The sequence below is a fragment of the Minwuia sp. IMCC3009 genome (assembly GCF_029909415.1).
Lineage (GTDB): Bacteria > Pseudomonadota > Alphaproteobacteria > Minwuiales > Minwuiaceae > Minwuia.
The window spans coordinates 2,363,818-2,386,441 of record NZ_CP123781.1; the positions used below are offsets into that span (position 1 = coordinate 2,363,818).

A 22,624-nucleotide genomic window follows, 5' to 3' on the forward strand; every position below is an offset into this window, starting at 1 on the left:
CGAGTGGTGACTAGCTCACTCCCGAAGCGCCTCCCAACCCCCAGTCCAGAAGTTGGCTCAACCAATTCATAAGTCTCACGAACTCGATATCTTCTCGACTTTACTAGGGTCCCTGCGTGTTCTCGTTCGAGGAGGTGGTCTCGTTCTCATCGACTTCAGACAAGTTCAACTGAGCGTTCCTCGCCTTTCCATTCATCTTCGACTCGCGGCGCAACCTGGCAACCGCGTCGTCGCTGGATTTCGCCTCAACAATGCTCTGTGTTTCAGCTACAGCAGAAACTGGTTCAGTCGAGTTGAGCGATCCCTCGGCATCTTGCTCAGCCGATGCCGCCGGCTCGCGCTGCGTCTTGACCTTTGCCGCCCGAGCAGCCGGTGCTGCCCGCTTGCGTGGCGTCCTGACCTTCGCCGCAGGCTCAGCCGGTGCTGCCCGCTTGCGTGGCGACTTGACCTTCGCCGCCTGCTCAGCCGGTGCCGCCCGCGTGCGTGTCGTCTTGGCCTTTGCCGTTCGTGCAACCGATGCTGTTCGCTTGCGCGGCGTCTTGACCTCCGCCGTCTGCTCAGCCGGTGCCGCTGGCTTGCACGGCGTCTCTGTTGCCCCAATCTCTGATGCTGCACCGTTCGGCGGCACCACGGCCGCCTGTTGATCCGTCCCGTTGCCACTGTGATCACGGACCGAAGGGGCTCCCTCTGGCGTCGGTGACGGCTTCTCCGCTGATGCTGGCGCTCTTCCGAAGAAATTCTGAATCCGACCGAACAGACCCTTGCTGATCTCGGCCTTCACCTCTTCGTACGAACGACTGGCCTCGCGCTCGGAAGCCGTCTTCAATTGACGTTCGGCCAGCACATCACTCAGTTCTGCGCCAAGGGACTGGGCCCCCTCCATCAAAGGCGCAATTGCTGCCTTGGTTACTTCGTAGGTCAAGGTCGTGTCCCGCGCGACCACGGTCGCAGCGCGCGGATCGCCTGTGAGCAGGGCCATCTCGCCGAAGAACTCGCCCGGCCCGAGACGCGCGACCTCCATTCGCTCTTCCTGTCCTTCCGCGGAGACCTCGATGGAGACCACGCCCTCGGCAATAAGGAACATCGAGTCTCCAATGTCCCCCTCCTTGACCACCGCCTCACCAGGCGCAAACGTTCGCCTCTCAACCAGATCACAGAGCCGGGAACGCCCATGCTCCCCCAAAGGAGCAAATATGGGCACATGCTCGATGAGGCGCTCGGGCGTCAGCGCAGCCTCGCCAAGGTCGATTTCAGCAGGCCGAACATGCAGGTCGAGATGGCTGGTTGACGGGTGGATACCGGACTGGGCCAGAACGCGGTAAATGCTGATCAGGGCCACATGTTCCTGCGAATTCTTCAACATTCGGTCCGTGCAATCGAAGGCAACCAGAAACTTCTGCCCATGCTCATCGACGCCATTGTACTTGACCCATGTGAGGCCGAGCCGCTTGCGTCCGTCGACAGGTACGACAAGATGAAGCGCGTCATAGAGCAGGCGCGTGATCCGCTCGGGGTTGTGCTCCAGGCCGAAGTGCAGGATCTGGAAGATCCTGTAATTATCATTGGGGTAGCTGTAGTTCTCGATATGGGATTCAGAAGCCGTCGCGTTCGGAAAGAGGTGGTTCGGTTCGTTTGAACAGTTTCGAGCCGTTTCTTAGGTGGATTTTCCGCTTGGTTATGCCGCCACCGGGATTGGTTGCAACTTGATGTGATATGCCTGATCGGGCGTTTGCCCTTCCAGCGATGAATGCGGTCTCCTTGTGTTGTAGAAGGCCAGGTATCGGTCGATGCCCTGTCGGGCGGCTGACACGCTTTCATAGGCGTGCAGATAGACCTCCTCGTATTTGACGCTGCGCCAGAGCCGTTCGACAAACACGTTATCGCGCCAAGCGCCCTTGCCATCCATGCTGATCTGGATGTCGGCGTCCTTCAGCGCCTTGATGAAGTCAATGGACGTGAACTGTGATCCTTGGTCCGAGTTCATGATCTCCGGCTTGCCATATCTGCGCAGGGCATCATTCAAGGCCTCCAGACACGGCGCTGTTTCCAGCGTCACCGACAGCCGCCAGGCCAGAACCTTGCGGCTGAACCAGTCCAGAACGGCGACCAGATAGACGAACCCTCGGGCCATGGGAATGTAGGTAATATCCATGGCCCAGACCTGATTGGGCTGCGTCACGGCCAGCTTGCGCAGCAGGTAGGGATAGATCCTGTGACCGGGCGCAGGCTTGCTGGTGTTCGGTCTGCGATAGAGCGCCTCAATGCCCATCGTTTTCATGCAGGTTGCCACGTGCAGCCGCCCGGCCGTGAAGCCTTCCTGCCGCAGCAACCCTTTCATCATACGGCTGCCCGCGAACGGGTAGTCCATGTGCAACTCGTCAATTCTGCGCATAAGCTTGAGGTCCGCCGCACTGGTCGGGCGCGGCGCGTAATACAGGCTGCCCCGGCTGATCCCGAGAAGCCGGGCTTGCCGTGTCAGGCTCAGCCTGTGGTCCGGGCCCGTCATTTCCTTGCGCTCGGCAACAGACCGGCCTTGTCGAGCGCGCCCTCTAAAAAATCGTTTTCCAGCGCCAGCTGGCCAATCTTCGCGTGCAGGGACTTTACGTCGATCTGCGGCTCTTTCGCGGCCTTTGGCGTGTCATCGAAGACACCCGTTACGCCCTCAAGCAGCTGATCCTTCCACTGCTTGATCTGATTGGGATGCAGGTCGAACTGCGTCGCCAGCTCGCTCATCGTCCTGTCGCCCTTCAGCGCCGCCAATGCGACTTTCGCTTTGAAGGCAGGGCTGTGGTTCCGCCTGGGTCGTCTTGTCATCTTCGCTCCTTCGTCCCGGCAACGCTGCCGGATTGGGAGCAGAAAATCCACCTAACTCAACTGTCCAGATTTGTCGGGCCACCTCTCAGGCCGTGATCTGTCGCCAGTCCGCGACCATTGCATCGTAGCGCCGCTTGAAGTCGGGTCGGCGGCTGAGATAGCGGTCGAGGTTGAAGTGATCGTGGATGGCGGGGTGCCCTGCTCCCCCAACTCTGCATCGCCTTGAGCTCGCGCATGTCTCGCGTGAACCCTTGCTGGAGAGATCCTGCGAGAGCTGGTTGACCAGACTCTCGTGCCCCCAAGCGGGTCGGGTCGAAGCGACGGCTGGTCCACTGGCCGCGTCGGCAACATCGTCGAGATGGCCGCCTTGACCGATGCACCGGAACCACAAAGCAAACGGGCCGCCCTCGATGAGAGAACGGCCCGTTCGGTAAAAGTGGTTGCGGGGGCAGGATTTGAACCTGCGACCTTCAGGTTATGAGCCTGACGAGCTACCGGGCTGCTCCACCCCGCGTCAAGGTGCCTGGCGAGCGGTTGGAACCGCGTTGCCGGGAGCGGTGATATAGCCCCTGTGCCCCGGCTTGTGAACCCCTGCTCTCAGGAAAAATGACAGCTTCATGAAAGCGGTGGTGGCGGGCGTTGACCGCGGTCGCCGGAGAGGCGCTGCCAGAGCCGGTCCAGGCCCGGTACGACACCATGCGGCATCAGCATCACCAGCGCGATCAGCAGCAGCCCATAGACCGGAAAGGAGATGGACTTCGAGATGATCCCGGCCGCATCGGGGAGGAATTCGACGATCAGGCCGCCGACGAACGCGCCCCGCAAGGTATCGATGCCCCCCGCCACTGCCCCGATCAGCAGGGCAATCCCCAGAAAGATCGTGTAGGTATCCGGCGCCACGAAATCCGCCAGCAGCCCGGCGAGCCCGCCGGCCAGTCCCGCCGCGGCACCCGACACGCCAAAGGCCGTGGTCCGGAACAGGGCGACATTGATCCCCATGGTCTTCGCCGCATCCGGGTGGTCGCGCAGCGCCCTGAGCGCCCGCCCGATGCGGCCGTGCATCAGATTGCCGATCAGGAAGGCCGACAGCACAACGATCAGCAGCGACACCAGGTACCACCACTGGTCATCGGACAGTGGCAGGCCGAACGGTGCCCCGGGACGATCCAGATAGATGCCCTGCACCCCGCCGGTGAACTGGTCGAATGGCGGGGCCTTCAGGATACGCGGCACCACCAGGGCGAGTCCCCAGGTGGCCAGCGCCAGATGCACGGTGCTGAACCGCAGGGCCGGCCAGCCGAACAGGAAGCCGAAGACGAAACCCGATACCGCGCCGAAGGGCAGTGCCAGATAGGGGGACATGCCCCATTCGGTGGTCAGCATCGCCACCGTATAGGCACCGATGGCGAAGAACGCGCTGTGACCGATGGAGAACTGCCCGCTGATCCCGGTCAGCAGGTTCAGCCCCAGAATGGCGATGGCGAAGACAATCGCGTCCGTGAAGCGATAGAGGTCATAGTCCTCCAGCACGAACGGAAGCGTGAGGGCGATCAGAAGCCCCAGGGCCGTCTGGACACGAACCATCAGCGCCGGTCTACTGTCGGGTCGGAATCGAGAATGTTCGACACCTCGATCAGGTTCCCGTCCGGGTCCCTGAGATAGAGGGACAGGATCGGCGCGCTGGCCCCGGTACGCTGAACCGGCCCCTCCAGCACAGGAACACCAAGTGCTTCCAGATGTGCCAGGACGTCTGCCAGGGGGACTGTGGTGAGGAAACAGAGGTCGCCCGATCCCGGTGTCGGGCGGTCGGCCTTCGGCTCGAACTCCCTGCCCGCCTCGTGCAGGTTGATCTTCTGGTTGCCGAAACGCAGGGCGGTCCGTCCCTGTCCGAAGGTTTCCACCTGCATGCCCAGGGCCTCCGTATAGAAGCGGACAGTCGCGGGGATGGAGGCCACCGTCAGGACAAGATGGTCAAGGCTGTCGATATGCATGGATTTCCGTCCGGTCAGGTCGCGGCTCAGCGGGCGACGGTTTCCACGGGCACTTCCTCCGGTGCCCCGTCGGCATCCTGCTTCACCTCATCGACCAGCAGGACCGTGTCGGCAGAGGGTTGCACGGAGCGCCAGCTCAGGCTGTCGAAGGTGTTGCAGCGGGGACAGCGGGGGTGCCAGTCGGCAGGCGTCTCGCCGCAACTGTCGCACTGCCAGTGTGGCGCGGCGGGCGCGTCCGCAAGGCGCATCAGCCATTCCCGCGCCTTCCCGGCACCGTCGCCGGACCGCTCCGCCAGACTGACCATCAGGCGACAATGGCGCTGATCGATCGTTTCAGCCTTGTCGTTGGCGCGCTGTGCTGCCTCGTTGGCCTTCATCAGGTCGTCGGCCTCCAGCGCCAGTCGCGCCAGCACCAGCAGGCTTTCCTCATCCCCGGGCGTCGACTTGTGCAGCGTCTCGAAGCGCGCCAGCCGCGCCGCAGGACTCTCCCCGGGCTTCAGTGCCAGGAACGCCTCGGCAATGGCAGGATGACGGGTCTGCTGCCAGGCTGAGGTCAGGTGCCGGTTGGCCTTACGCTCCTTGCCCGATGCGGCGAGCAGGCGCGCCTCCAGCACTGCGGCAGGCACATGCGCGGGATCCTGTTTCAGGGCATCCGTGGCGTGCGTCAGCGCTTCGCGACGCTGTCCGGCGGCCTCCTTGGCCAGTGCATCGGCGGTATAGAGCACCGCCAGCTTGTGTCCCGCATTCTCCCGCGTGTAGACACCGGCCAGCTGCCCGCCTGCGACGGTCTGGGAGGCGGCAGTCCAGTCCTCGGCCGAGACCTGGAGATCGAACAGCGACCGGACGGCCCAGCCTGCGCCGGGACGCAGATTGCGTGCCCGCATGGCCAGCGCCAGGGCCTGTTCGTGGTCACCCAGACGACCCGCCTGGATCAGCAGGCCGCGCAGCGCCACCAGCTCCGTCTCCTTGGTATCCAGCATGGCGCGGAAGTATTTCTCCGCCGTCTTGTCGTCGCCCGCGAGCTGTGCAGCCTGCGCCCGAAGCAACTGGGCCATCGGCGGGCCATTCAGCAGCTTCTCCGCCTGTTCCGCAGCGCGGGAGGCCACCTGCGCCTCTCCGGCCGCGATGGCGGCCATGCCCTCCGTCAGGGCCTTGTAGCCCTTTTCCTTGCGGTTGCCGCGCAGGGCGGAGCCGATACGTCCCGGACTGCCGACCAGCCAGAGCCACAGGCGATAGATCAGCGCCGAAGCGCCCATCAGCACCAGCAGCAGCAACACCAGGACAGGGATCGAGGTCTCGATGCGCCAGCCGGCCCAGGCGAGCGCGATGCTGCCCGGATGATCAGCCAGCCAGGCCGCGCCAACGGCCACCAGAATGACGAAGGCGAACAGGATGATGAAGCGGATCACCGGTCAGTTCCCCTGCGACATGTTCTGGAAGACATCCTGTTGCAGGGCCCGGATGGCCTGCTCCAGTTTCAGCCGCTGCTCTGCAGCCACGCGCCAGGAGGCAACGGCTTCCGCCGGTGGTCCGCTCAGACCATCCAGTTCGGCAAGCGCAGCCTCCAGATTGCCCTCCTGCAGGCGATATTCGGCACGGGTCACGATGGCTTCGACGCCGGTCCCCTCGACCTCGCCAACCCGGCGCACACTGACCAGATTGCCCAGACGCTGGAACGCCGCACCGTACCATGTGTCATCCCCGCCGATCCGTTCCGCCGTCAGCGCGGCATCCGCCGCGGCGGGGAAGCGCTGGCGCAGGGCATCCGCCGTCGGCACGCCATGCTGGGCGGCATCCGCAATCACTGCATGCTCCGCCGGATCGACCCCCAGTTCGACGACCGAATTCCAGGCCCCGGGAAATGCGGCACCGGTGGCGGCAACATCGCGCAGACGACCAAGCGCCAGCACCAGCGCCGCCTTCTGCGCCGCCTCAGCATCAGCCTGGCCCCGTTGCGATGCCGCAGCCTCGGCCACGGCATCGATGCGCGATGAAAGCGCATCGGTCTCGCTTGCCAGGGCCGCCATGCGGTCGCGCAGCGCATCAAGACTTGCGCGCAGGTCGCGGGCTGCAGTACCGGCGTCGCCTGCTCCGTCCTCGATGGCAGTCAGCCGTTGCTCAAGGTCGCCCAGCTCGGACGCCAGTGCTTCGGTGTCCGCGCTGCCGCTACTCTCGACCGGTGCCGATACCGTGCTGCCCGCACTTCCGGTCCGGAAGGAGGCCACCGTCGCTGCCAGCGCGGCAACCTCATCGCGCAGGGCTGCGAAATCGGCTTCGGAGATCGCTGCCGGGGTGGCAGAACCTCCCTGCCCGGCCTCAAGTGCGGCAAGCCGGTCCTCGATCGTCGCGGATCCGGCCAGGGCGGCCTCCAGCGCTTCCAGCCGACCCTCGACGCCCGACAGGTCAACCGCTTCGGCAGGCGTGGCGGCGGGCGCGTCAGCGACCCGCGCAGCAAGCGCACGGTTCTGGTCGGCCAGATTGGCAACTTCCGTCTTCAGGGCAGCGATCCGGTCCGCCGCGCCGCCGCTGATCTGCGGCAGGATCGTCGTGGCCCCGACACCCAGCGCCAGCAGGATGGCGACAAGGGCAAGAAAACGCGCACCGCCATCGGCCCGCTTGCGCGGCTGCGCGGCTGCGGGCGGCGGCGGCGGCGGTGGCGCGACGTCGGCAGTGTCGGCTTCCGACCCGGTCGCGGTTTCAGCGCGATCATCGCCCTCCTGAGCCGCGTCGGCGTCGACTGCCTTGTCGGCGTCAACCTCGGTAACAGGGACTGCACCACCTGCGGCAACGACTTCCACGACCTCATTCTCGCTGGTGGACGCGGCCGCCGCCTCATCTGCGTCCCCTTCGGGAGTCCCGGCAGCGTCGGTGGGCTTCGTCTCCTGCGTCTCGGCCTCCTCGGGCTTCGGCTTCTTGTCGTCCTTGTCGGTCATGAAGTGAATTCCCGTCCGTCTACGATACGCATTGTTGCAACAGGTCCAGCAGGTCCGACTGGTTCGGACGCGGTGCCGCCAGTACACGCCGGAAGCTCACGTTCTGCAAGGCCACTGCCGCACGCTGACTGATGCAGCATGCAGCGATTGTCCGGCATTCGTCCAGCCTACCAGATGCCGCAACCAGCGCCGCAAAACAGGCTGCAGACCGGGGGGAATAGAACAGCACGGCGTCGATGGCATGGTCATCCAGCGCCGCCAGCGTCTCCGGCCGAAGCGCGCTGGCGGGCACAGCGGCATAGAGAACCTGTCGCCGAACGCGATAGCCGAAACCGCTGAGAGCGGCTGCAAGATCCCCCGAGACCTCCGACCCCGCCGCATGAAACAGGGTACCACCATCGACCGGAACCTGATCGCGGACCAGCCGGACGAGGTCGGAGACATCGCCATCCGCATCATGGACAGTGGTGAAGCCTGCTTTCCGCGCCAGGGCCGCCGTGCTCGACCCGACGGCCAGCAGGGGCACGGAGCGGTCCGCATCGAAATGCACCAGGGCGCGAACGCCGTTGCGACTGGTTGCAAGCCAGTGAGCCACCCCATCGAAGTCGGGGCGCAGCCTGTCGGTGAAACGGATATCCAGTACCGGATCGACGATCACATCATGTCCCAGGTCACGCAGAACCGACGCCGTCGCCCGGGCATCGGCTTCAGGGCGTGTCAGCAGGACCCGCATCAGATTGCCGCAAGGAATTCCGGCCCGGCCAGTGCCTTCAGTTCCTCGCCCGCGTCCTGCCCCAGCGCCGCAGCATCGCTCCACGCCCCGGTTCGCTCGGTCACGTGACGACGGCTGCCATCAGGCATCACGATCTCCGCCCTGAACCACATGCCATCGCCGTTCGGGTTGTCGATGGCGAGTCCGGCAATCGGAGTCCGGCAGGAGCCATCCAGGGCAGCGAGCATCGACCGTTCGGCGGCCAGAGCCGCCTCCGTGGCGGCATCATGCAACGGGGCCAGCCGGGCACGGGTTGCACTGTCGTTGCTGCGGATCTCGATACCGATGGCGCCCTGGGCCACCGCAGGCAGCATTTCCTCCGGCTCGATCAGTGCCGTGATCCGATCCGTCATGCCTAGACGCGTCAGGCCGGCATTGGCCAGGAATGTCGCGGCGGCCTCACCGGCCTCCAGCTTCGCCAGGCGGGTCTGAACATTGCCCCGGAAGATCACGACCTTCAGGTCTGGACGCCGGAAGAGCAGTTGCGACTGACGGCGCAAGCTGGCGGTGCCGACAATCGCACCCTCCGGCAGGTCGTCGATGGAATCGGCCACCAGGCTGATGAAGGCATCGCGGGGGTCCTCCCGCGGCAACAGGCAGCAGATATCCATGCCCTCCGGCAGGGTCGTCGGCATGTCCTTCATGGAATGCACGGCCAGATCGACACTTCCGTCGGCCAGCGATTCCTCGATCTCCTTCGTGAACAGCCCCTTGCCCCCGGCGGCGGCCAGTGCGCGGTCACGAATGCGGTCGCCGGTGGTGGTGATCACCACGATCTCGACAGCCGAATCGTCCAGTTCGGGATGGGCCATGTGCAGCAGGCGCTTCACCTCCCGCGCCTGCCAGAGCGCCAGAGGGCTGCCGCGTGTTCCGATCCGCAAAGCCTGTGTCACTGTTTTCGCCACCTTGTCCGTTTCTGCCCACGGTGTTACCCGGAGACCAGAACATTGACCAGCATGGACTGCCTGTCCATGGCCGCCTGTCGGCGGTCGGCATCAGACAGGCCAGCAGGAGCACAGACGTGAGCATCGTCCTCGGGATCGAGACAAGCTGTGACGAGACCGCCGCCGCCGTCGTGACATCGGACAAGCGGATACTGGCGAACATCGTCCACAGCCAGGTAGAGGCGCATCGCCCCTTCGCTGGCGTGGTCCCGGAAATCGCGGCCCGCGCCCATGTCGAGAAGCTGGACGGGATCGTCGCGCGTTGCCTGGATGAATCCGGTATCCGGCTCGGCGACGTGGACGCCATTGCCGCGACCGCAGGTCCGGGCCTCATCGGTGGCGTCATCGTCGGCCTCACCACCGCGAAGGCCCTGGCGCTGGCCACAGGCAAGCCGCTGATCGCGGTCAACCATCTGGAAGCGCATGCGCTGACCGTGCGGATGACGTCGGATATCGCCTTTCCCTACCTTCTGCTGCTGGTTTCGGGCGGCCATTGCCAGATCCTGCTGGTCAGGGGCGTCGGCGACTATCGCCGTCTCGGCTCCACCATCGACGATGCGGTGGGGGAGGCGTTCGACAAGACGGCCAAGCTGCTGGACCTCGGGTTTCCGGGCGGTCCGGCGGTGGAGAAGATGGCGCAGGGCGGCGATCCGGCGCGGTTCGCGCTGCCGCGACCGATGCGCGGACGCGACCACATGGATTTCTCCTTCTCCGGTCTCAAGACGGCGGTCCGCAAGGCCGCGTCAGAACTTGAGCAACCCCCGACCCGGCACGATCTGGCCGACCTCTGCGCCGGATTCCAGGCTGCGGTCGCCGACGTGCTGGAGGATCGGATCGGGCGCGCCATCGACCATTGCCGGGCGTCCGGCACCGCACCGACCGGGCTGGTGATCGCGGGCGGGGTCGCGGCCAACCGGATGCTCCGGGCACGGCTGACGGAGACCGCGGCAGACCGTGACCTGCCCATGATCGCCCCGCCCATCGCACTCTGCACTGACAATGGGGCCATGGTGGCGTGGGCCGGCGTCGAGCGGCTGCTGGCAGGCTCGACGGACTCTCTGGATGTGGGGGCACGGGCTCGCTGGCCACTGGATGCGGATGCGGACCCCCTTCCCTTTGCCGGCGTGAAGGCCTGAGTGATGACAGACAAGCTGCAGGACATGGCGGATCGGATTCTGGCGGGCCAGCGGCGGGCGCTCGCCCGTGGGATCACGCTGGTGGAATCCAGTCGGGCCGATCACCGGGAGCAGGCGAAGATCCTGCTGGAAAAGATCGTGACCAGCAGCGGCAATGCCGTCCGTGTCGGCATCTCCGGCACCCCCGGTGTCGGCAAGTCCACCTTCATCGAGGCCTTTGGCCAGCACCTGACAGCGCAGGACCTGAAGGTTGCGGTTCTGGCGGTCGATCCGTCCTCCAAGCGTACCGGCGGTTCGATCCTGGGCGACAAGACCCGCATGGAGCATCTGGCCCGCGACCCGAACGCCTTCATCCGCCCCTCCCCGTCCGGCGGCACGCTCGGCGGTGTCGCCCGGCGCACGCGGGAAACCATGCTGCTGGCGGAGGCTGCCGGATTCGACGTCATCCTGGTGGAGACCGTCGGTGTCGGACAGTCGGAGACCACGGTCGCAGAGATGGTGGACATCTTCTGCCTGCTGCTCGCGCCCGGGGGCGGGGACGAATTGCAGGGCATCAAGCGTGGCGTGATGGAACTGGCCGATCTGGTGATCATCAACAAGGCCGACGGTGACCTGCTGCCCGCAGCCCGCAGGGCGGCAACCGAATATCGCGGCGCGCTGGGTCTGATGCGACCGAAGACGCCGCACTGGTCGCCGCGCGTGCGCATGGCCTCCGCCGTCGAGGGCAATGGCATTCCCGAGGTCTGGCGCGACATCACGAAGTTCCGCGATGACATGACCGCCGCCGGGGCGCTGGAGACCCTTCGGGCGGAACAGGCCCGGTCATGGATGTGGCAGGAACTGACCGACAGCCTGGTTCAGGCGCTGATGGCGGACGCCGGTGTCGCCCGCGCCCTGCCGGAATGGGAGCGGCAGGTGATGGACGGCACCACCACCCCTGGCGCCGCAGCGGACGCCCTGCGCCAGATGTTCCTCGACGGCTCCAGGTCCGACTGAGTCGCCCGGATCGAGCCGTCACGTGTTGGAGTGGGCCGGTGATGCAATCAAGCAGTGAGCCGTACTAGGCCGGATCGGTCAGCAGACGCAGCATCGTTGCGCCGTCCGTTCCCATGGGTACTTTCTCGAAGTCCGCGACCAGCGGCAGCGCCGCCTGCAACCGCTTCAGGTACTCCGGCTTCGGCACCGACTCGATATGGAACTGCTTCAGGTGGTCGTTGACGAACTGGCTGTCGAGCAGGATGTAGCCCCCTGCCCGGAGCCGCGCCACCAGATGCACCAGCGCGACCTTGCTGGCATCGGTGGCTGCGCTGAACATGCTCTCGCCAAAGAACGCCGCGCCAATGGACACGCCATACAGGCCGCCGACGATCTTGCCTTCCTGCCAGCACTCGATGCTATGGGCATGGCCAAGCCGGAACAGTTCGGCATAGGCGCGCACGATCTCGACATTGATCCAGCTGTCAAAGCGTCCGCGCCGGTGATCCAGCTCGGAACAGGCGGTGATCACCTGTTCGAACGCCAGGTCGTGGGTGATGCGGAACCGGTCCTGCCGCACGGTGCGCCGCAGCCGCTTCGGCACGTGGAACCCCTCGATCGGCAGCACGCCGCGCTCCTCCGGGTCGACCCAGAAGAGCTGCGAGTCGTCACGGCTTTCCGCCATGGGGAACAGACCGCGCGAATAGGCCTGTACCAGCAGACCAGGCGAAAGCCGGTCGCTCACCGGAGGAGGCCGTTCAGAACTTCGCCACCAGCCGGTCCAGATTCTTTTCCAGCCAGTGGATGTCGTAGTCACCGTCGATGAAGGTCGGATCGTCGATCAGGGCGAGATGCAGCGGGATGGTCGTCTTGATGCCGCCAATGACATACTCGTCCAGGCAGCGCCGCAGCCGCATCAGGCACTCGTTCCGCGTCCGGCCATAGACGACCAGCTTGGAAATCAGGCTGTCGTAGTTCGGAGGCACCCGATAACCGTCGTAAAGCGCGGAATCGACCCGCACGCCCAGGCCACCAGGGGCGTGATAGCCCTGCAGCAGGCCGGGTGCGGGCGCGAAGGTTGCCGGGTTCTCCGCGTTGATCCGGCATTCCATGGCATGGCCGGTGAACTCGACATCCGACTGCTTCATGCTGAGCGGGATGCCGGACGCGACCCGAATCTGTTCGCGCACCAGATCGATGCCGGTGATCGCCTCGGTCACCGGATGTTCCACCTGCAGGCGCGTGTTCATCTCGATGAAATAGAAGCTACCGTCCTGGTACAGGAACTCGATGGTCCCCGCACCCCGGTAGTTCATTTCCGAAATCGCGTCGGCAACCACATTGCCGATCTGCTTGCGCTGATCGGCATTCAGGGCGGGCGACGGCGCTTCCTCCACCACCTTTTGATGGCGACGTTGAATGGAACAGTCTCGCTCCCCCAGATGCACCGCATGCCCCTGCCCGTCGCCGAAGACCTGCACCTCGATATGGCGCGGGGAGGGCAGGTACTTCTCCATGTACATGGTGTCGTCGCCGAAGGCGTGCTTGGCCTCGCCGCGCGCCTGCGACAGGGATGCTTCCAGATCCTCTTCCCGCTCCACCACGATCATGCCGCGACCACCGCCACCGGCGGCGGCCTTGCACAGCACCGGGTACCCGATCTCCCGGGCCGACGCCTTCGCGGATTCGATATCCTCCAGCGCACCCTCCGTGCCGGGCACCACGGGAACGCCGAGACGGATCATGGTCTGCTTTGCCGCGATCTTGTCACCCATCAGGCGGATATGTTCCGGCGTCGGGCCGATGAAGGCGATACCGTGCGCCTCCACGATCTCCGCAAACCGGGCATTCTCCGACAGGAAGCCGTAACCCGGATGCACCGCATCCGCGCCGGTGATCTCGGCGGCCGAGATCAGCGCCGGGATGTTCAGATAGCTGAGCTGTGGATTGGCCGGTCCGATGCAGACGGATTCGTCCGCCAGCCGGACATGCATCGCCTCCGCGTCCGCTGTTGAATGCACCGCAACGGTGCGGATGCCCATCTCATGACAGGCACGATGGATGCGAAGCGCGATCTCGCCGCGGTTGGCAATCAGGACCTTCTCGAACATGCGCCTGCTACCGTCCCGTCACTGTATCAGGAACAGGGGCTGTTCGTACTCGACCGGCTGTTCGTTCTCGATCAGCACGGCCACCACCTTGCCGGCCTTCGGTGCCGGTACGGGGTTCATGGTCTTCATCGCCTCGATGATCAGCAGGGTCTGGCCCTGGGTCACCGTGTCGCCGACCTTGACGAAGTTGGGCGCCCCCGGTTCCGGCGCGACATAGGCCGTGCCGACCATGGGCGAGAGCACTTCCGTCGAACCCGGATGGGCATCCGCCGCCGAAGGGGCGGCGGCAGGCGTGCCGGGCGCGGCAGCGGGCGCGGCCTGCGCAGCCGGGGCCGGTGCAGGTACAGAGGCCACGACGGTCTGCTGTACCTTGCGTTCCAGACGCAGCTTGATGTCGTCCTGTTCGATCTCGATTTCGGTCAGGCCGGTATCGACGAGCAAGTTCGCCAGTTCCCGTACCGTGTCCACGTCCACCTTGAGTTTGGTCATGCTTACGCCATTGCCTGTTGGTTCCTGGACTTTATCTCGGCTGCGAGTGCCTGAAGTGCAAGGATATATCCCAGCGACCCGAACCCGCAGATCACGCCTTTCGCGGCGCGACTGACATATGAATGATGCCGGAAATCCTCCCGCTGGTGAATGTTCGACAGGTGAACCTCCACCGTTGGCAGGTCTACCGACAGCAGGGCATCGAGAATCGCCACGGAGGTATGCGAATAGGCACCGGGATTGATGATGATGCCCGCATGCTTCGTCCGCGCCTCGTGAATCCAGTCGACGATCTCGCCCTCGTGATTCGATTGCCGGAAGTCGATCCCGATCCCGAATCCCTGCCCCACCTGGGTGCAATGGGCCTCGATATCACCAAGCGTCTCTCGCCCGTAAACCTCAGGCTGACGGGTACCGAGCAGGTTGAGGTTCGGCCCGTTGAGGATAAGAAGTGATTCACGCATGGTGTTGGTGCAAGCCCCTGTTGCCATATATCTGCCGTGGTTATAGTTCGTTTCCCGGTAGCGCGAAACCACTGCCGACATGCCCGATGCCACACGCGCACGCTAGGGCATGGCGAAAGTCACCCATCCCGAGAGGACCCGGCCACATGCGTATCTCCGTCAATGGCAAGCAGCAGATCGTTGAGGAAGGCACCACGGTGCGGGAGCTTCTGAACCGGATGCGGGTCGATTCGCGCAAGGTCGCGGTCGAGGTGAACCTGGAGATCGTGGCCAAGTCCGCCTACGACCGGACCCAGCTGGAGGAAGAGGATGAAGTTGAAATCGTCCACTTCATCGGCGGTGGGGATGATGCGGCACCCGGCGGTGTGGATACATCCGAAGACACCTTCGTCGTCGCCGGCCGGACATTCCGGTCGCGTCTGCTGGTCGGCACCGGCAAGTACAAGGACTATGAACAGAATGCCCGCGCGGTGGAGGCTGCGGGGGCGGAGATCGTCACGGTCGCTGTCCGGCGGGTCAACGTCACCGATCCCGACCAGCCGATGCTGGTGGATTTCATCGATCCGACGAAGTTGACCTATCTGCCCAACACGGCGGGTTGCTTCACGGCAGAGGATGCCGTGCGCACGCTGCGGCTGGCGCGCGAGGCCGGCGGCTGGGATCTGGTGAAGCTGGAGGTTCTGGGCGACCAGAAGACGCTCTACCCCAACATGCCGGAGACCATTCGCGCCGCAGAGAAGCTGCTGGCGGAGGGTTTCGAGGTCATGGTCTATTGCTCCGACGATCCGATCCAGGCCAAGCGGCTGGAGGAAATGGGCTGCTGCGCGATCATGCCGCTCGGTGCCCCTATCGGGTCCGGTCTCGGCATCCAGAATCCGGTCAACATCCGCCTGATCGTGGAGGAGGCAAAGGTGCCGGTGCTGGTGGATGCGGGGGTGGGCACCGCGTCGGACGCAGCCATCGCAATGGAACTGGGCTGTGACGGCGTCCTGATGAACACCGCAATCGCGGAGGCCAAGGACCCGATCATGATGGCCCGGGCCATGAAGCATGCGGTGCAGGCCGGACGACTGGCCTATCTGGCAGGCCGGATGCCGCGGAAGAAGTATGCCGATCCGTCCAGCCCGCTCGCAGGGCTGATCTGAATCAACAGCGGTTGTCGATGGTCGCCTGCAGGTTCATCGCCGGGAACCTGATCCTGACCGGGCCTTGATGATCTTGCGCATCAGAGCCACGAACAGCTCGCGTTCGTGGTCGGCAAGACTTGCCATGGCATCGGCGTTCTCCGCCATCGCCGCCGCGACAGCCGGGCGCTGCAGCTCCCGCGCCCGATCCGTCAACCAGATCCGCTGAACCCGTCCGTCTGAGTCGTCCTTCTTGCGGATCACCAGGCCGTCGCGCTCCATCCGCGCAAGCGTGTTGGCCATTGTCGGCTGTTCGATGTCGAGCCGGATCACCAGCTCCTTCTGCGTCAGCCCGTCATGTTCCCAGAGTTCCAGCAGCGCGGGAAAGGTGCCGGGACTGAGCCCCAACGGCCTGATCCGTCTCTTGAGACCCTGCTCGAAGAGGCGCGCCACATGGTTGACCAGATAGCCGGCCGATTGGTCCTTCGCGAAATCCATGGTGCAGGATGACATTTGAATAGCCCGCTATGCAATAATATATAGCCTGCTATTCATCATGGGAGACAACAGATGTACAAGATCATCCATCCGATCGCGGGCACGACCGCCCTGGCAACAATCGTGACCTTCTGGCTGGCTACGGTCTGGTCGGAGCTTCTTGGCTCACCGGCGACGGTGATCACGGTCAAGACCCTGATTCCGTGGGGCTTTCTGATCCTTGTTCCGGCGCTGGCGGCGGCCTCCCTGTCGGGCTTCCGGCTCTCGATGCAGCACCGGGGACCGCTGGCGATCCGCAAACGGAAACGGATGCCCTTCATCGCCGCCAATGGCGTCCTGATCCTGATCCCGTCGGCGCTGTTCCTGTCATGCAAGGCGCAGAGGCATGAACTCGATACCCTGTTCTATCTGGTGCAGGCCGTCGAACTGGTTGGTGGCTGCACGAACATCACCCTGCTGGCACTCAACATGCGCGACGGAATACGTCTGGCCCGCACCCGGCGCCGGCGTCTGACATAGATTGCCCGCGAACCGGCCCGGGCATGCGCTGCCGCGATCACTTTTCCTGTTCAGGGCCGCATTGTGATCGCCCGGGCTATGGCCTGACACCGGAAGCGGGGGCATGCTTGACGGCATGAAGACACACGGCCCCATTCACGCCCTGACGCTGCTGGTTCTGCTGGCCATTCTCACGGTGGCCTGCACGCCGACCCAACCCGTTTCCGTCACCCAGCACAATCGCATTAACAGCCTTGCGGTGGCGGGCAGTACGGTCGCTATCGCGAGCAGTGACGAAAGCCTGCGCACTGCGGACTTCGAAAAAGCCCTGGCCCAGCGCCTCAGATCCGCAGGTTTCAGCATCGTCGATGACGCCGCGACGGCGCGTTTCGTTGCCAGCATGACGGCGGAGGTTCAGGAAGGCATCGAACGCGAGCATGTCGTGCGGACGCCGGAATACCTCGTCCGCCGCCGACTGGTGACGCTGCAGAACGGCGACCAGGTGGTGGAGACAGAACGCATCTATCGCGGCGACCGTGTCGATCGCTTTCCCTATACGCTCTGGCCCGCCATCGTCAGCCTGACGCTCACGGAGCGGGAGACGGGCAAACCTGCATTCGAGGGTGAAGTATCGACGCAGGGATCCTGCGGCCAGATGGCGGCGCTGATCGGGCCGATGCTGGATGCCCTGTTCAGGAACCTGCGCAAGGAAAGCGGCACCGTTTCCAGTTCCTACGTCGAGGTTCCGACCTGCTGAACGGGCACGTGCCTGTTTCCTGCCACAATCAGGGCCTACCAGCACAACCCACGCGGTGATTCTGCGGTCGACAGGGCATCAGCCCCGGAAACCGGTTGCGCGATCATGCGGCTTGCGCAACAAAAGGGCCACGCAATATCCCGTCAGGCGGACAGCCCGACAACAGATACATTCAGGACCGGTTCATACAACATGTTCGCTAATCTCTTTGGCTGGCTCTCCGCCGACATGGCGATCGACCTTGGTACAGCGAACACGCTGGTTTACGTCAAGGGTCGGGGCATCGTCCTGAACGAACCATCGGTGGTCGCGATCACCACCATCAAGGGCAAGCGGCACGTGCTTGCGGTCGGGGACGAGGCCAAGCTGATGCTGGGCCGCACACCTGGCAACATCGAGGCCATTCGCCCGCTGCGCGACGGTGTCATCGCCGATTTCGACGTCGCCGAGGACATGATCAAGCACTTCATCCGCAAGGTGCATAACCGCCGCAGCTTCGCCAGCCCGCGCGTGATCATCTGCGTTCCCTCCGGCTCCACGGAGGTCGAGCGGCGCGCGATCATGGAATCGGCCGAATCCGCCGGGGCACGTCAGGTGTTCCTGATCGAGGAGCCGATGGCCGCCGCGATCGGTGCCAATCTGCCGGTGACCGAACCGACAGGTTCCATGGTCGTCGACATCGGCGGCGGCACGACGGAGGTCGCGGTGCTGTCGCTGCGCGGCATCGTCTATTCGCGCTCCGTCCGCGTTGGTGGCGACAAGATGGACGAGGCGATCATCGCCTACATTCGCCGCAACCATAACCTGCTGGTCGGCGAAAGCTCGGCGGAGCGGATCAAGAAGGAAATCGGGTCCGCCTGCCCGCCGGATGAGGGCGATGGCTCCACCATGGAGATCAAGGGCCGCGACCTGATGAACGGCGTGCCGAAGGAGCTGATCATTTCCCAGCGCCAGATCGCCGAGAGCCTGGCCGAGCCGGTGGGTGCGATCATCGAGGCCTGCAAGGTCGCGCTGGAGCACACTGCGCCGGAACTGGCCGCCGACATCGTCGACAAGGGTATCGTGCTGACCGGCGGCGGGGCACTGCTGGGCAATCTGGACTATGTGCTGCGCCATGCGACCGGCCTGCCGGTCTCCATCGCCGATGAGCCACTGTCCTGCGTTGCCATGGGCACGGGCCGCGCGCTGGAGGAAATGAAGACCCTGCGACAGGTTCTGCTCAACTCCGACTGATCCCGGGATTCTGATCGACATGGCCATCCGCAACGACGACCGGGTCTTCGTTGCGGCGGTCCGTGACTTCGCGACCGCGCAGGGCATGTCGGTGCAGGCACTGTCCCACGATTGGCTGTTGATCCTGAAGACCGGCGATGGCCGCCGCTTTCCCCTGCTGGGCTATGACATCGGCCTGAACAGCGCCACCACCCTGCGCATCGCCAACGACAAGGCCGCGACCGCCGACATGCTGGCGGCAGAGAACATCGACCACATCCCGCACCGGCTGTTCCTGAACCCGGACCTGCATGTCTTCACGCGTGGTTCCGGCAACTGGGACAGCCTGCGTAAGGCCTTCGCTGCTGCCGGTGCGGATGTGGTGCTGAAGGGCAACGAAGGCACCAGCGGCAAGGGCGTGCATCGGGTGCGCACCCCGCTGGAGCTGGAGCGGGTGGCGCACGACCTTTTCCGGACCGAACGCTCCATCGCCCTCAGCCCCTGGACGGAGATCACACGGGAATCCCGCTTCGTGGTGCTGGATGGAACCGTGCGACTGGCCTACGCCAAGACGGTCCCGACCCTCGCCGGTGATGGTGTTTCATCCGTCCGGGCCCTGGTCGCACAGGCCATGACGCCGGAAATGGGACCGTCCCTCGGCGCCTGGCTGGAAGACCTGGAGACCGAAGAACTCGACCGGGTGCCGCAGGCCGGCGAGCGCCTGCCTGTGGGGTGGCGGCACAACCTCGGACAGGGTGGCGGCATTACCGAATTGTCCACGGACGCCGACGGTCACGGTGTCGCCCTTGCCGCAGCAGCAGCTCTCAACCTGCGCTTCGGCAGTGTCGATGTGGCCCGCACGGCGGACAATCAGCACAGGGTCATGGAGGTCAATGCGGGGGTGATGCTGGAGCACTTCGCCCGCTCCGGCGCCGAACGGCGTGCCAGGGTTATCGAGACCTATCACGCCGCGCTGGCCCAGCTTGTGAGCAGCCCCGCCCCCTGAAAAAAGCCCCTGACCTGAGCCTGTCGCTTCTGTTACGACTGGCGCATCTGGATTCATGCAACGCAATTGCCGGGGGAAACAATCATGAGCGGTACGTTCAAGGCGCTGGTCGCCAACAAGACGGACGCAGGGTACAGCAGCGAAATCCGCGACATCACGCTGGACGACCTTTCGGCCGGTGACGTCGTCGTCGATGTTGCCTACTCGACGCTGAACTACAAGGACGGGCTGGCGGTCACCGGCAAGGGCAAGGTCTGCGAGAGCTTTCCCATGGTCTGCGGCATCGACTTCGCGGGTACCGTCGCCTCGTCCGAGAGCGCTGACTTCAAGCCCGGCGACAAGGTCGTCCTGAATGGCTATGGCCTGTCCCAGTCGCATTCCGGTGGCTATGCGCAGAAGGCCCGGGTGCGCGCCGACATGCTGGTGAAGCTGCCGGATGGCATCGACATGAAGCAGGCAATGGCCATCGGCACCGCGGGCTATACCGCCATGCTCTGCGTGCTGGCGCTGGAGAAGAACGACGTCACGCCGAAGGACGGCGCGATCCTGGTGACCGGTGCCGCCGGTGGTGTCGGGTCTGTCGCCGTCGCGATCCTGGCCAAGCTCGGCTACACGGTTGTTGCCTCCACCGGTCGTGCGGAAACACATGACTACCTGCGGGGGCTGGGCGCGTCGGAGATGATCGACCGCAACACGCTGTCCGAAGCCGGGAAGCCGTTCCAGAAGCCGCGCTGGGCCGGTGTCGTGGACACGGTCGGGTCCACCACCCTCGCCAATGCCCTGGCCCAGACCAACTACGGCGGAGCCGTCGCGGCCTGCGGCCTGGCTGGCGGTCCGGACCTGCCGACCACGGTGCTGCCCTTCATCCTGCGCGGTGTGACCCTTGCCGGTGTGGACAGCGTCTTCGCCCCGATGGCCGCGCGACAGGAGGCCTGGACCCGCATGGGCACGGACCTGCCGAAGGACAAGCTGGACAGCATGGCCGAAGAGGTTCCGCTGGCGAAGGTGCTGGAGCTTGCGCCGCAGATCCTGGCGGGTCAGGTACGTGGCCGCGTCATTGTCGACGTCAATGCCTGACAGCGCTGCCGCCGCATCCGCCAAGTCCGACGCGGCGGCAGCCGTTGCCTGGCTCGAAGCCTTTGGCGACGCGCTGTCGCGGCAGGACGCGGGCGCGGCGGCAAGCCTGTTTCTCGAAGAGGGGCACTGGCGCGACATCCTTGCCTTCACCTGGCACATCCGCACGTTCAGCGGCACGGCGGCCATTCGCGAAGAGCTGGCACGCCGTCTAGACGCGGTGAGACCGTCGAATTTCAGCCTTGCGAAGGACCGGACACCGCCCCGCAGGGTGAAACGTGCCGGTCAGGAATCGCTGGAGGTGCTCTTCGACTTCCGCACCGCCGTCGGTCAGGGACAGGGGGTGGTTCGGCTGGTGCCTGACCCTGATGGCTCCGGCGACCTGCGCGCCTGGACCCTGATGACCGCCCTGCACGGGCTGAAGGAACATCCCGAACGGCTCAGTGCGGCACGGGCGGGTGGCGATGCCTTTGCGCGGGAGTTCGGTGGTGCCAACTGGCAGGATCATCGCGACCGTGCCCGCGCCTATGCGGACCGCGAACCCGCTGTTGTCGTGGTCGGGGCCGGACAGGCCGGACTGGCCATTGCCGCAAGGCTGAACGCCCTGGGCGTCGATACCCTGCTGGTCGAGAAGAACCAGCGGGTCGGTGACAACTGGCGCAGCCGTTACCATTCCCTGACCCTGCACAACGAAGTCTACGTCAACCATCTGCCCTACATGCCGTTTCCGCCAACCTGGCCGGTCTATATCCCGAAGGACATGCTGGCGAACTGGTTCGAGTTCTATGTCGAGGCGATGGAGCTCAATTGCTGGACGGATACGGCCCTTGTCGGTGGCGACCATGATGCGGCAACCGGCACCTGGACCCTGAACCTGGAGAGCGGGGACGGGACGAAGCGCGTGGTGCGCCCGCGTCACGTCATCTTCGCCACCGGTGTCAGCGCCATCCCCGTCATCCCCGACCTGCCCGGACTGGACAGCTTCCAGGGCACGGTCATGCATTCCGGCAGCTATACCGATGGCAAGGGCTGGAAGGGCAAGCGGGCGCTGGTCATCGGCACCGGCAACAGCGCCCATGACGTCGCCCAGGACCTGCAGGCCAGCGGCGCGGACGTGACCATGGTCCAGCGCAACCCGAGCTACATCGTCAGCCTGGCGGAGGCGCAGAAGGTCTATGCGCTGTATGACGAGGGACCGCCGCTGGACGACTGTGACCTGCTCGCGGCATCCTTCCCCTTCCCCGTGCTGCGCCGGTCGTACCAGCTCTCCACCGCCGAGATGAAACGGGTCGATGCCGAGCTTCTGGCAGGGCTGGAGGCGCGTGGCTTCAAGCTGGACTTCGGGGAGGGCGAGACCGGGTTCCAGATGAAGTACATGCAGCGCGGCGGCGGCTATTACTTCAATGTCGGCTGTTCGGACCTGATCGTCAGCGGCGATATCGGCCTGCTGCATGACGAGAACATCGAGTGTTTCAATGAGGCCGGCGCAGTGCTGGACGACGGCACGACACACGCCGCCGACCTGATCGTGCTCGCCACCGGTTACCTGAACCAGCAGGAGACCGTGCGCACCTGGCTGAACGACCGAATCGCGGATCGCATCGGCCCGGTCTGGGGTTTCAACGACGGGGGCGAGTTGCGCAACATGTGGTGCCGCACGCCTCAGCCCGGCCTCTGGTTCACCGCCGGCAGCCTGGCCCAGTGCCGCATCTTCTCACGCTATCTCGCCCTGCAGATCAAGGCCTGCGAGGAGGGGTTGCTGAGCCCGGAAATGTGCTAGCCGCCGGCCCGCAATACGTCATGCGCATGCAATCGAAGTCGTGCAC

The 22,624-nt window shown here is 64.8% G+C and carries 23 protein-coding genes and 1 tRNA gene; 10 read left to right on the top strand and 14 right to left on the bottom strand.

Translation table 11 applies throughout. The annotated features are described in order from the left end of the window. Positions 1-103: 103 nt before the first annotated feature. Positions 104-1,363, bottom strand: a complete 1,260-nt coding sequence (locus QGV55_RS11115) for a cyclic nucleotide-binding domain-containing protein (RefSeq protein WP_281016744.1) — start codon at positions 1,361-1,363, stop codon at positions 104-106. On the opposite strand from QGV55_RS11115, the gene QGV55_RS11120 reads away from it, so the two are divergent. Beyond that, positions 1,340-1,636 (top strand): hypothetical protein, encoded by a 297-nt coding sequence (locus QGV55_RS11120; protein WP_281023662.1) that lies wholly within the window; start codon positions 1,340-1,342, stop codon positions 1,634-1,636. The two genes, QGV55_RS11115 and QGV55_RS11120, sit on opposite strands and share 24 nt — an antisense overlap. Before the next feature lie 39 nt (positions 1,637-1,675). On the opposite strand, the gene QGV55_RS11125 is transcribed toward QGV55_RS11120, so the two are convergent. From QGV55_RS11125 to hemC, 8 genes are all read right to left on the bottom strand, one after another. Beyond that, positions 1,676-2,814, bottom strand: a protein-coding gene (locus QGV55_RS11125) for an IS3 family transposase (RefSeq protein WP_281015974.1) whose coding sequence is annotated in 2 segments (ribosomal slippage) — positions 1,676-2,550 and positions 2,550-2,814 — 1,140 coding nt in all. Because the reading frame shifts where the segments join, the coding sequence is not laid out codon by codon here. A gap of 437 nt (positions 2,815-3,251) precedes the next feature. After that, a tRNA-Met gene (locus tag QGV55_RS11130) sits at positions 3,252-3,328 on the bottom strand. A 101-nt stretch (positions 3,329-3,429) separates the two neighbouring features. Continuing rightward, positions 3,430-4,398, bottom strand: coding sequence for a branched-chain amino acid ABC transporter permease (locus tag QGV55_RS11135; RefSeq protein WP_281016742.1), 969 nt, complete (start codon positions 4,396-4,398; stop codon positions 3,430-3,432). Then, positions 4,398-4,805 carry a VOC family protein gene (locus QGV55_RS11140; protein WP_281016741.1) on the bottom strand — a complete coding sequence of 136 codons (408 nt, stop codon included), beginning with the start codon at positions 4,803-4,805 and terminating at the stop codon, positions 4,398-4,400. The genes QGV55_RS11135 and QGV55_RS11140 overlap by 1 nt, the downstream gene beginning before the upstream one ends. Before the next feature lie 26 nt (positions 4,806-4,831). Beyond that, positions 4,832-6,214 (bottom strand): heme biosynthesis HemY N-terminal domain-containing protein, encoded by a 1,383-nt coding sequence (locus tag QGV55_RS11145; protein WP_281016740.1) that lies wholly within the window; start codon positions 6,212-6,214, stop codon positions 4,832-4,834. A 3-nt stretch (positions 6,215-6,217) separates the two neighbouring features. Then, on the bottom strand, positions 6,218-7,738 hold the full coding sequence (locus QGV55_RS11150) for a mitofilin family membrane protein (RefSeq protein ID WP_281016739.1): 1,521 nt from the start codon (positions 7,736-7,738) through the stop codon (positions 6,218-6,220). Positions 7,739-7,757: 19 nt separating this feature from the next. Continuing rightward, the gene (locus QGV55_RS11155; RefSeq protein WP_281016738.1) at positions 7,758-8,471 is read right to left on the bottom strand and encodes a uroporphyrinogen-III synthase; all 714 of its coding nucleotides are present in this window, start codon (positions 8,469-8,471) and stop codon (positions 7,758-7,760) included. After that, positions 8,471-9,403 (bottom strand): hydroxymethylbilane synthase, encoded by a 933-nt coding sequence (gene hemC, locus QGV55_RS11160; RefSeq protein WP_281016737.1) that lies wholly within the window; start codon positions 9,401-9,403, stop codon positions 8,471-8,473. The genes QGV55_RS11155 and hemC overlap by 1 nt, the downstream gene beginning before the upstream one ends. Positions 9,404-9,531: 128 nt before the next feature. Here hemC and tsaD point away from each other — a divergent pair, with 128 nt between their 5' ends. Together tsaD and meaB are read left to right on the top strand one after the other, a co-directional pair. Then, a complete protein-coding gene (gene tsaD / locus QGV55_RS11165) occupies positions 9,532-10,590 on the top strand; it encodes a tRNA (adenosine(37)-N6)-threonylcarbamoyltransferase complex transferase subunit TsaD (protein WP_281016736.1) in 1,059 nt (352 codons plus the stop codon). Positions 10,591-10,593: 3 nt separating this feature from the next. Next, the gene (gene meaB / locus QGV55_RS11170) at positions 10,594-11,586 is read left to right on the top strand and encodes a methylmalonyl Co-A mutase-associated GTPase MeaB (protein WP_281016735.1); all 993 of its coding nucleotides are present in this window, start codon (positions 10,594-10,596) and stop codon (positions 11,584-11,586) included. Positions 11,587-11,650: 64 nt separating this feature from the next. Here meaB and aat read toward each other — a convergent pair whose 3' ends face one another. From aat to aroQ, 4 genes are read right to left on the bottom strand one after another with little or no spacing between them, the layout of a single operon-like run. Further along, complete coding sequence (aat, locus tag QGV55_RS11175; RefSeq protein WP_281016734.1) at positions 11,651-12,310, bottom strand: leucyl/phenylalanyl-tRNA--protein transferase; 660 nt, start codon at positions 12,308-12,310, stop codon at positions 11,651-11,653. A gap of 13 nt (positions 12,311-12,323) precedes the next feature. After that, a complete protein-coding gene (gene accC, locus QGV55_RS11180; protein ID WP_281016733.1) occupies positions 12,324-13,676 on the bottom strand; it encodes an acetyl-CoA carboxylase biotin carboxylase subunit in 1,353 nt (450 codons plus the stop codon). An 18-nt stretch (positions 13,677-13,694) separates the two neighbouring features. Continuing rightward, positions 13,695-14,165 carry an acetyl-CoA carboxylase biotin carboxyl carrier protein gene (gene accB, locus QGV55_RS11185; protein ID WP_281016732.1) on the bottom strand — a complete coding sequence of 157 codons (471 nt, stop codon included), beginning with the start codon at positions 14,163-14,165 and terminating at the stop codon, positions 13,695-13,697. A gap of 2 nt (positions 14,166-14,167) precedes the next feature. Next, positions 14,168-14,629 (bottom strand): type II 3-dehydroquinate dehydratase, encoded by a 462-nt coding sequence (gene aroQ, locus QGV55_RS11190; RefSeq protein WP_281019910.1) that lies wholly within the window; start codon positions 14,627-14,629, stop codon positions 14,168-14,170. 146 nt (positions 14,630-14,775) lie between these two features. Between aroQ and thiS the strand changes: the two genes are divergently transcribed. Further along, a complete protein-coding gene (gene thiS, locus QGV55_RS11195; protein WP_281016730.1) occupies positions 14,776-15,774 on the top strand; it encodes a sulfur carrier protein ThiS in 999 nt (332 codons plus the stop codon). A 33-nt stretch (positions 15,775-15,807) separates the two neighbouring features. Here the strand turns inward: thiS and QGV55_RS11200 are convergent, their stop codons facing one another. Then, complete coding sequence (locus QGV55_RS11200; protein ID WP_281019911.1) at positions 15,808-16,251, bottom strand: MarR family transcriptional regulator; 444 nt, start codon at positions 16,249-16,251, stop codon at positions 15,808-15,810. Between the two features lie 72 nt (positions 16,252-16,323). Between QGV55_RS11200 and QGV55_RS11205 the strand changes: the two genes are divergently transcribed. The 6 genes from QGV55_RS11205 to QGV55_RS11230 all read left to right on the top strand — a co-directional run bounded on the left by QGV55_RS11205 (position 16,324) and on the right by QGV55_RS11230 (position 22,578). Beyond that, complete coding sequence (locus QGV55_RS11205; RefSeq protein ID WP_281016728.1) at positions 16,324-16,770, top strand: hypothetical protein; 447 nt, start codon at positions 16,324-16,326, stop codon at positions 16,768-16,770. 103 nt (positions 16,771-16,873) lie between these two features. After that, positions 16,874-17,506 carry a hypothetical protein gene (locus QGV55_RS11210; RefSeq protein ID WP_281016727.1) on the top strand — a complete coding sequence of 211 codons (633 nt, stop codon included), beginning with the start codon at positions 16,874-16,876 and terminating at the stop codon, positions 17,504-17,506. A 192-nt stretch (positions 17,507-17,698) separates the two neighbouring features. Further along, positions 17,699-18,739: a rod shape-determining protein gene (locus QGV55_RS11215; RefSeq protein ID WP_281016726.1), complete on the top strand. Its 1,041-nt coding sequence runs from the start codon at positions 17,699-17,701 to the stop codon at positions 18,737-18,739. A gap of 19 nt (positions 18,740-18,758) precedes the next feature. Further along, positions 18,759-19,724 carry a hypothetical protein gene (locus tag QGV55_RS11220; RefSeq protein WP_281016725.1) on the top strand — a complete coding sequence of 322 codons (966 nt, stop codon included), beginning with the start codon at positions 18,759-18,761 and terminating at the stop codon, positions 19,722-19,724. A gap of 84 nt (positions 19,725-19,808) precedes the next feature. After that, positions 19,809-20,801 carry an MDR family oxidoreductase gene (locus tag QGV55_RS11225; RefSeq protein ID WP_281016724.1) on the top strand — a complete coding sequence of 331 codons (993 nt, stop codon included), beginning with the start codon at positions 19,809-19,811 and terminating at the stop codon, positions 20,799-20,801. Next, positions 20,794-22,578: an NAD(P)/FAD-dependent oxidoreductase gene (locus QGV55_RS11230; protein WP_281016723.1), complete on the top strand. Its 1,785-nt coding sequence runs from the start codon at positions 20,794-20,796 to the stop codon at positions 22,576-22,578. Before QGV55_RS11225 ends, QGV55_RS11230 begins: the two co-directional genes overlap by 8 nt. Positions 22,579-22,624 lie beyond the last annotated feature (46 nt).

Excerpts from the sequence above, each read along its gene's own strand:
- QGV55_RS11120 (WP_281023662.1), top strand. The coding sequence starts at position 1,340 with ATGTTCCTGCGAATTCTTCAACATTCGGTCCGTGCAATCGAAGGCAAC.
- QGV55_RS11115 (WP_281016744.1), bottom strand. The coding sequence starts at position 1,363 with ATGTTGAAGAATTCGCAGGAACATGTGGCCCTGATCAGCATTTACCGC.
- QGV55_RS11135 (WP_281016742.1), bottom strand. The coding sequence starts at position 4,398 with ATGGTTCGTGTCCAGACGGCCCTGGGGCTTCTGATCGCCCTCACGCTT.
- QGV55_RS11140 (WP_281016741.1), bottom strand. The coding sequence starts at position 4,805 with ATGCATATCGACAGCCTTGACCATCTTGTCCTGACGGTGGCCTCCATC.
- QGV55_RS11150 (WP_281016739.1), bottom strand. The coding sequence starts at position 7,738 with ATGACCGACAAGGACGACAAGAAGCCGAAGCCCGAGGAGGCCGAGACG.
- QGV55_RS11155 (WP_281016738.1), bottom strand. The coding sequence starts at position 8,471 with ATGCGGGTCCTGCTGACACGCCCTGAAGCCGATGCCCGGGCGACGGCG.
- meaB (WP_281016735.1), top strand. The coding sequence starts at position 10,594 with ATGACAGACAAGCTGCAGGACATGGCGGATCGGATTCTGGCGGGCCAG.
- accC (WP_281016733.1), bottom strand. The coding sequence starts at position 13,676 with ATGTTCGAGAAGGTCCTGATTGCCAACCGCGGCGAGATCGCGCTTCGC.
- accB (WP_281016732.1), bottom strand. The coding sequence starts at position 14,165 with ATGACCAAACTCAAGGTGGACGTGGACACGGTACGGGAACTGGCGAAC.
- aroQ (WP_281019910.1), bottom strand. The coding sequence starts at position 14,629 with ATGCGTGAATCACTTCTTATCCTCAACGGGCCGAACCTCAACCTGCTC.
- thiS (WP_281016730.1), top strand. The coding sequence starts at position 14,776 with ATGCGTATCTCCGTCAATGGCAAGCAGCAGATCGTTGAGGAAGGCACC.
- QGV55_RS11200 (WP_281019911.1), bottom strand. The coding sequence starts at position 16,251 with ATGGATTTCGCGAAGGACCAATCGGCCGGCTATCTGGTCAACCATGTG.
- QGV55_RS11205 (WP_281016728.1), top strand. The coding sequence starts at position 16,324 with ATGTACAAGATCATCCATCCGATCGCGGGCACGACCGCCCTGGCAACA.
- QGV55_RS11210 (WP_281016727.1), top strand. The coding sequence starts at position 16,874 with ATGCTTGACGGCATGAAGACACACGGCCCCATTCACGCCCTGACGCTG.
- QGV55_RS11215 (WP_281016726.1), top strand. The coding sequence starts at position 17,699 with ATGTTCGCTAATCTCTTTGGCTGGCTCTCCGCCGACATGGCGATCGAC.
- QGV55_RS11220 (WP_281016725.1), top strand. The coding sequence starts at position 18,759 with ATGGCCATCCGCAACGACGACCGGGTCTTCGTTGCGGCGGTCCGTGAC.
- QGV55_RS11225 (WP_281016724.1), top strand. The coding sequence starts at position 19,809 with ATGAGCGGTACGTTCAAGGCGCTGGTCGCCAACAAGACGGACGCAGGG.
- QGV55_RS11230 (WP_281016723.1), top strand. The coding sequence starts at position 20,794 with ATGCCTGACAGCGCTGCCGCCGCATCCGCCAAGTCCGACGCGGCGGCA.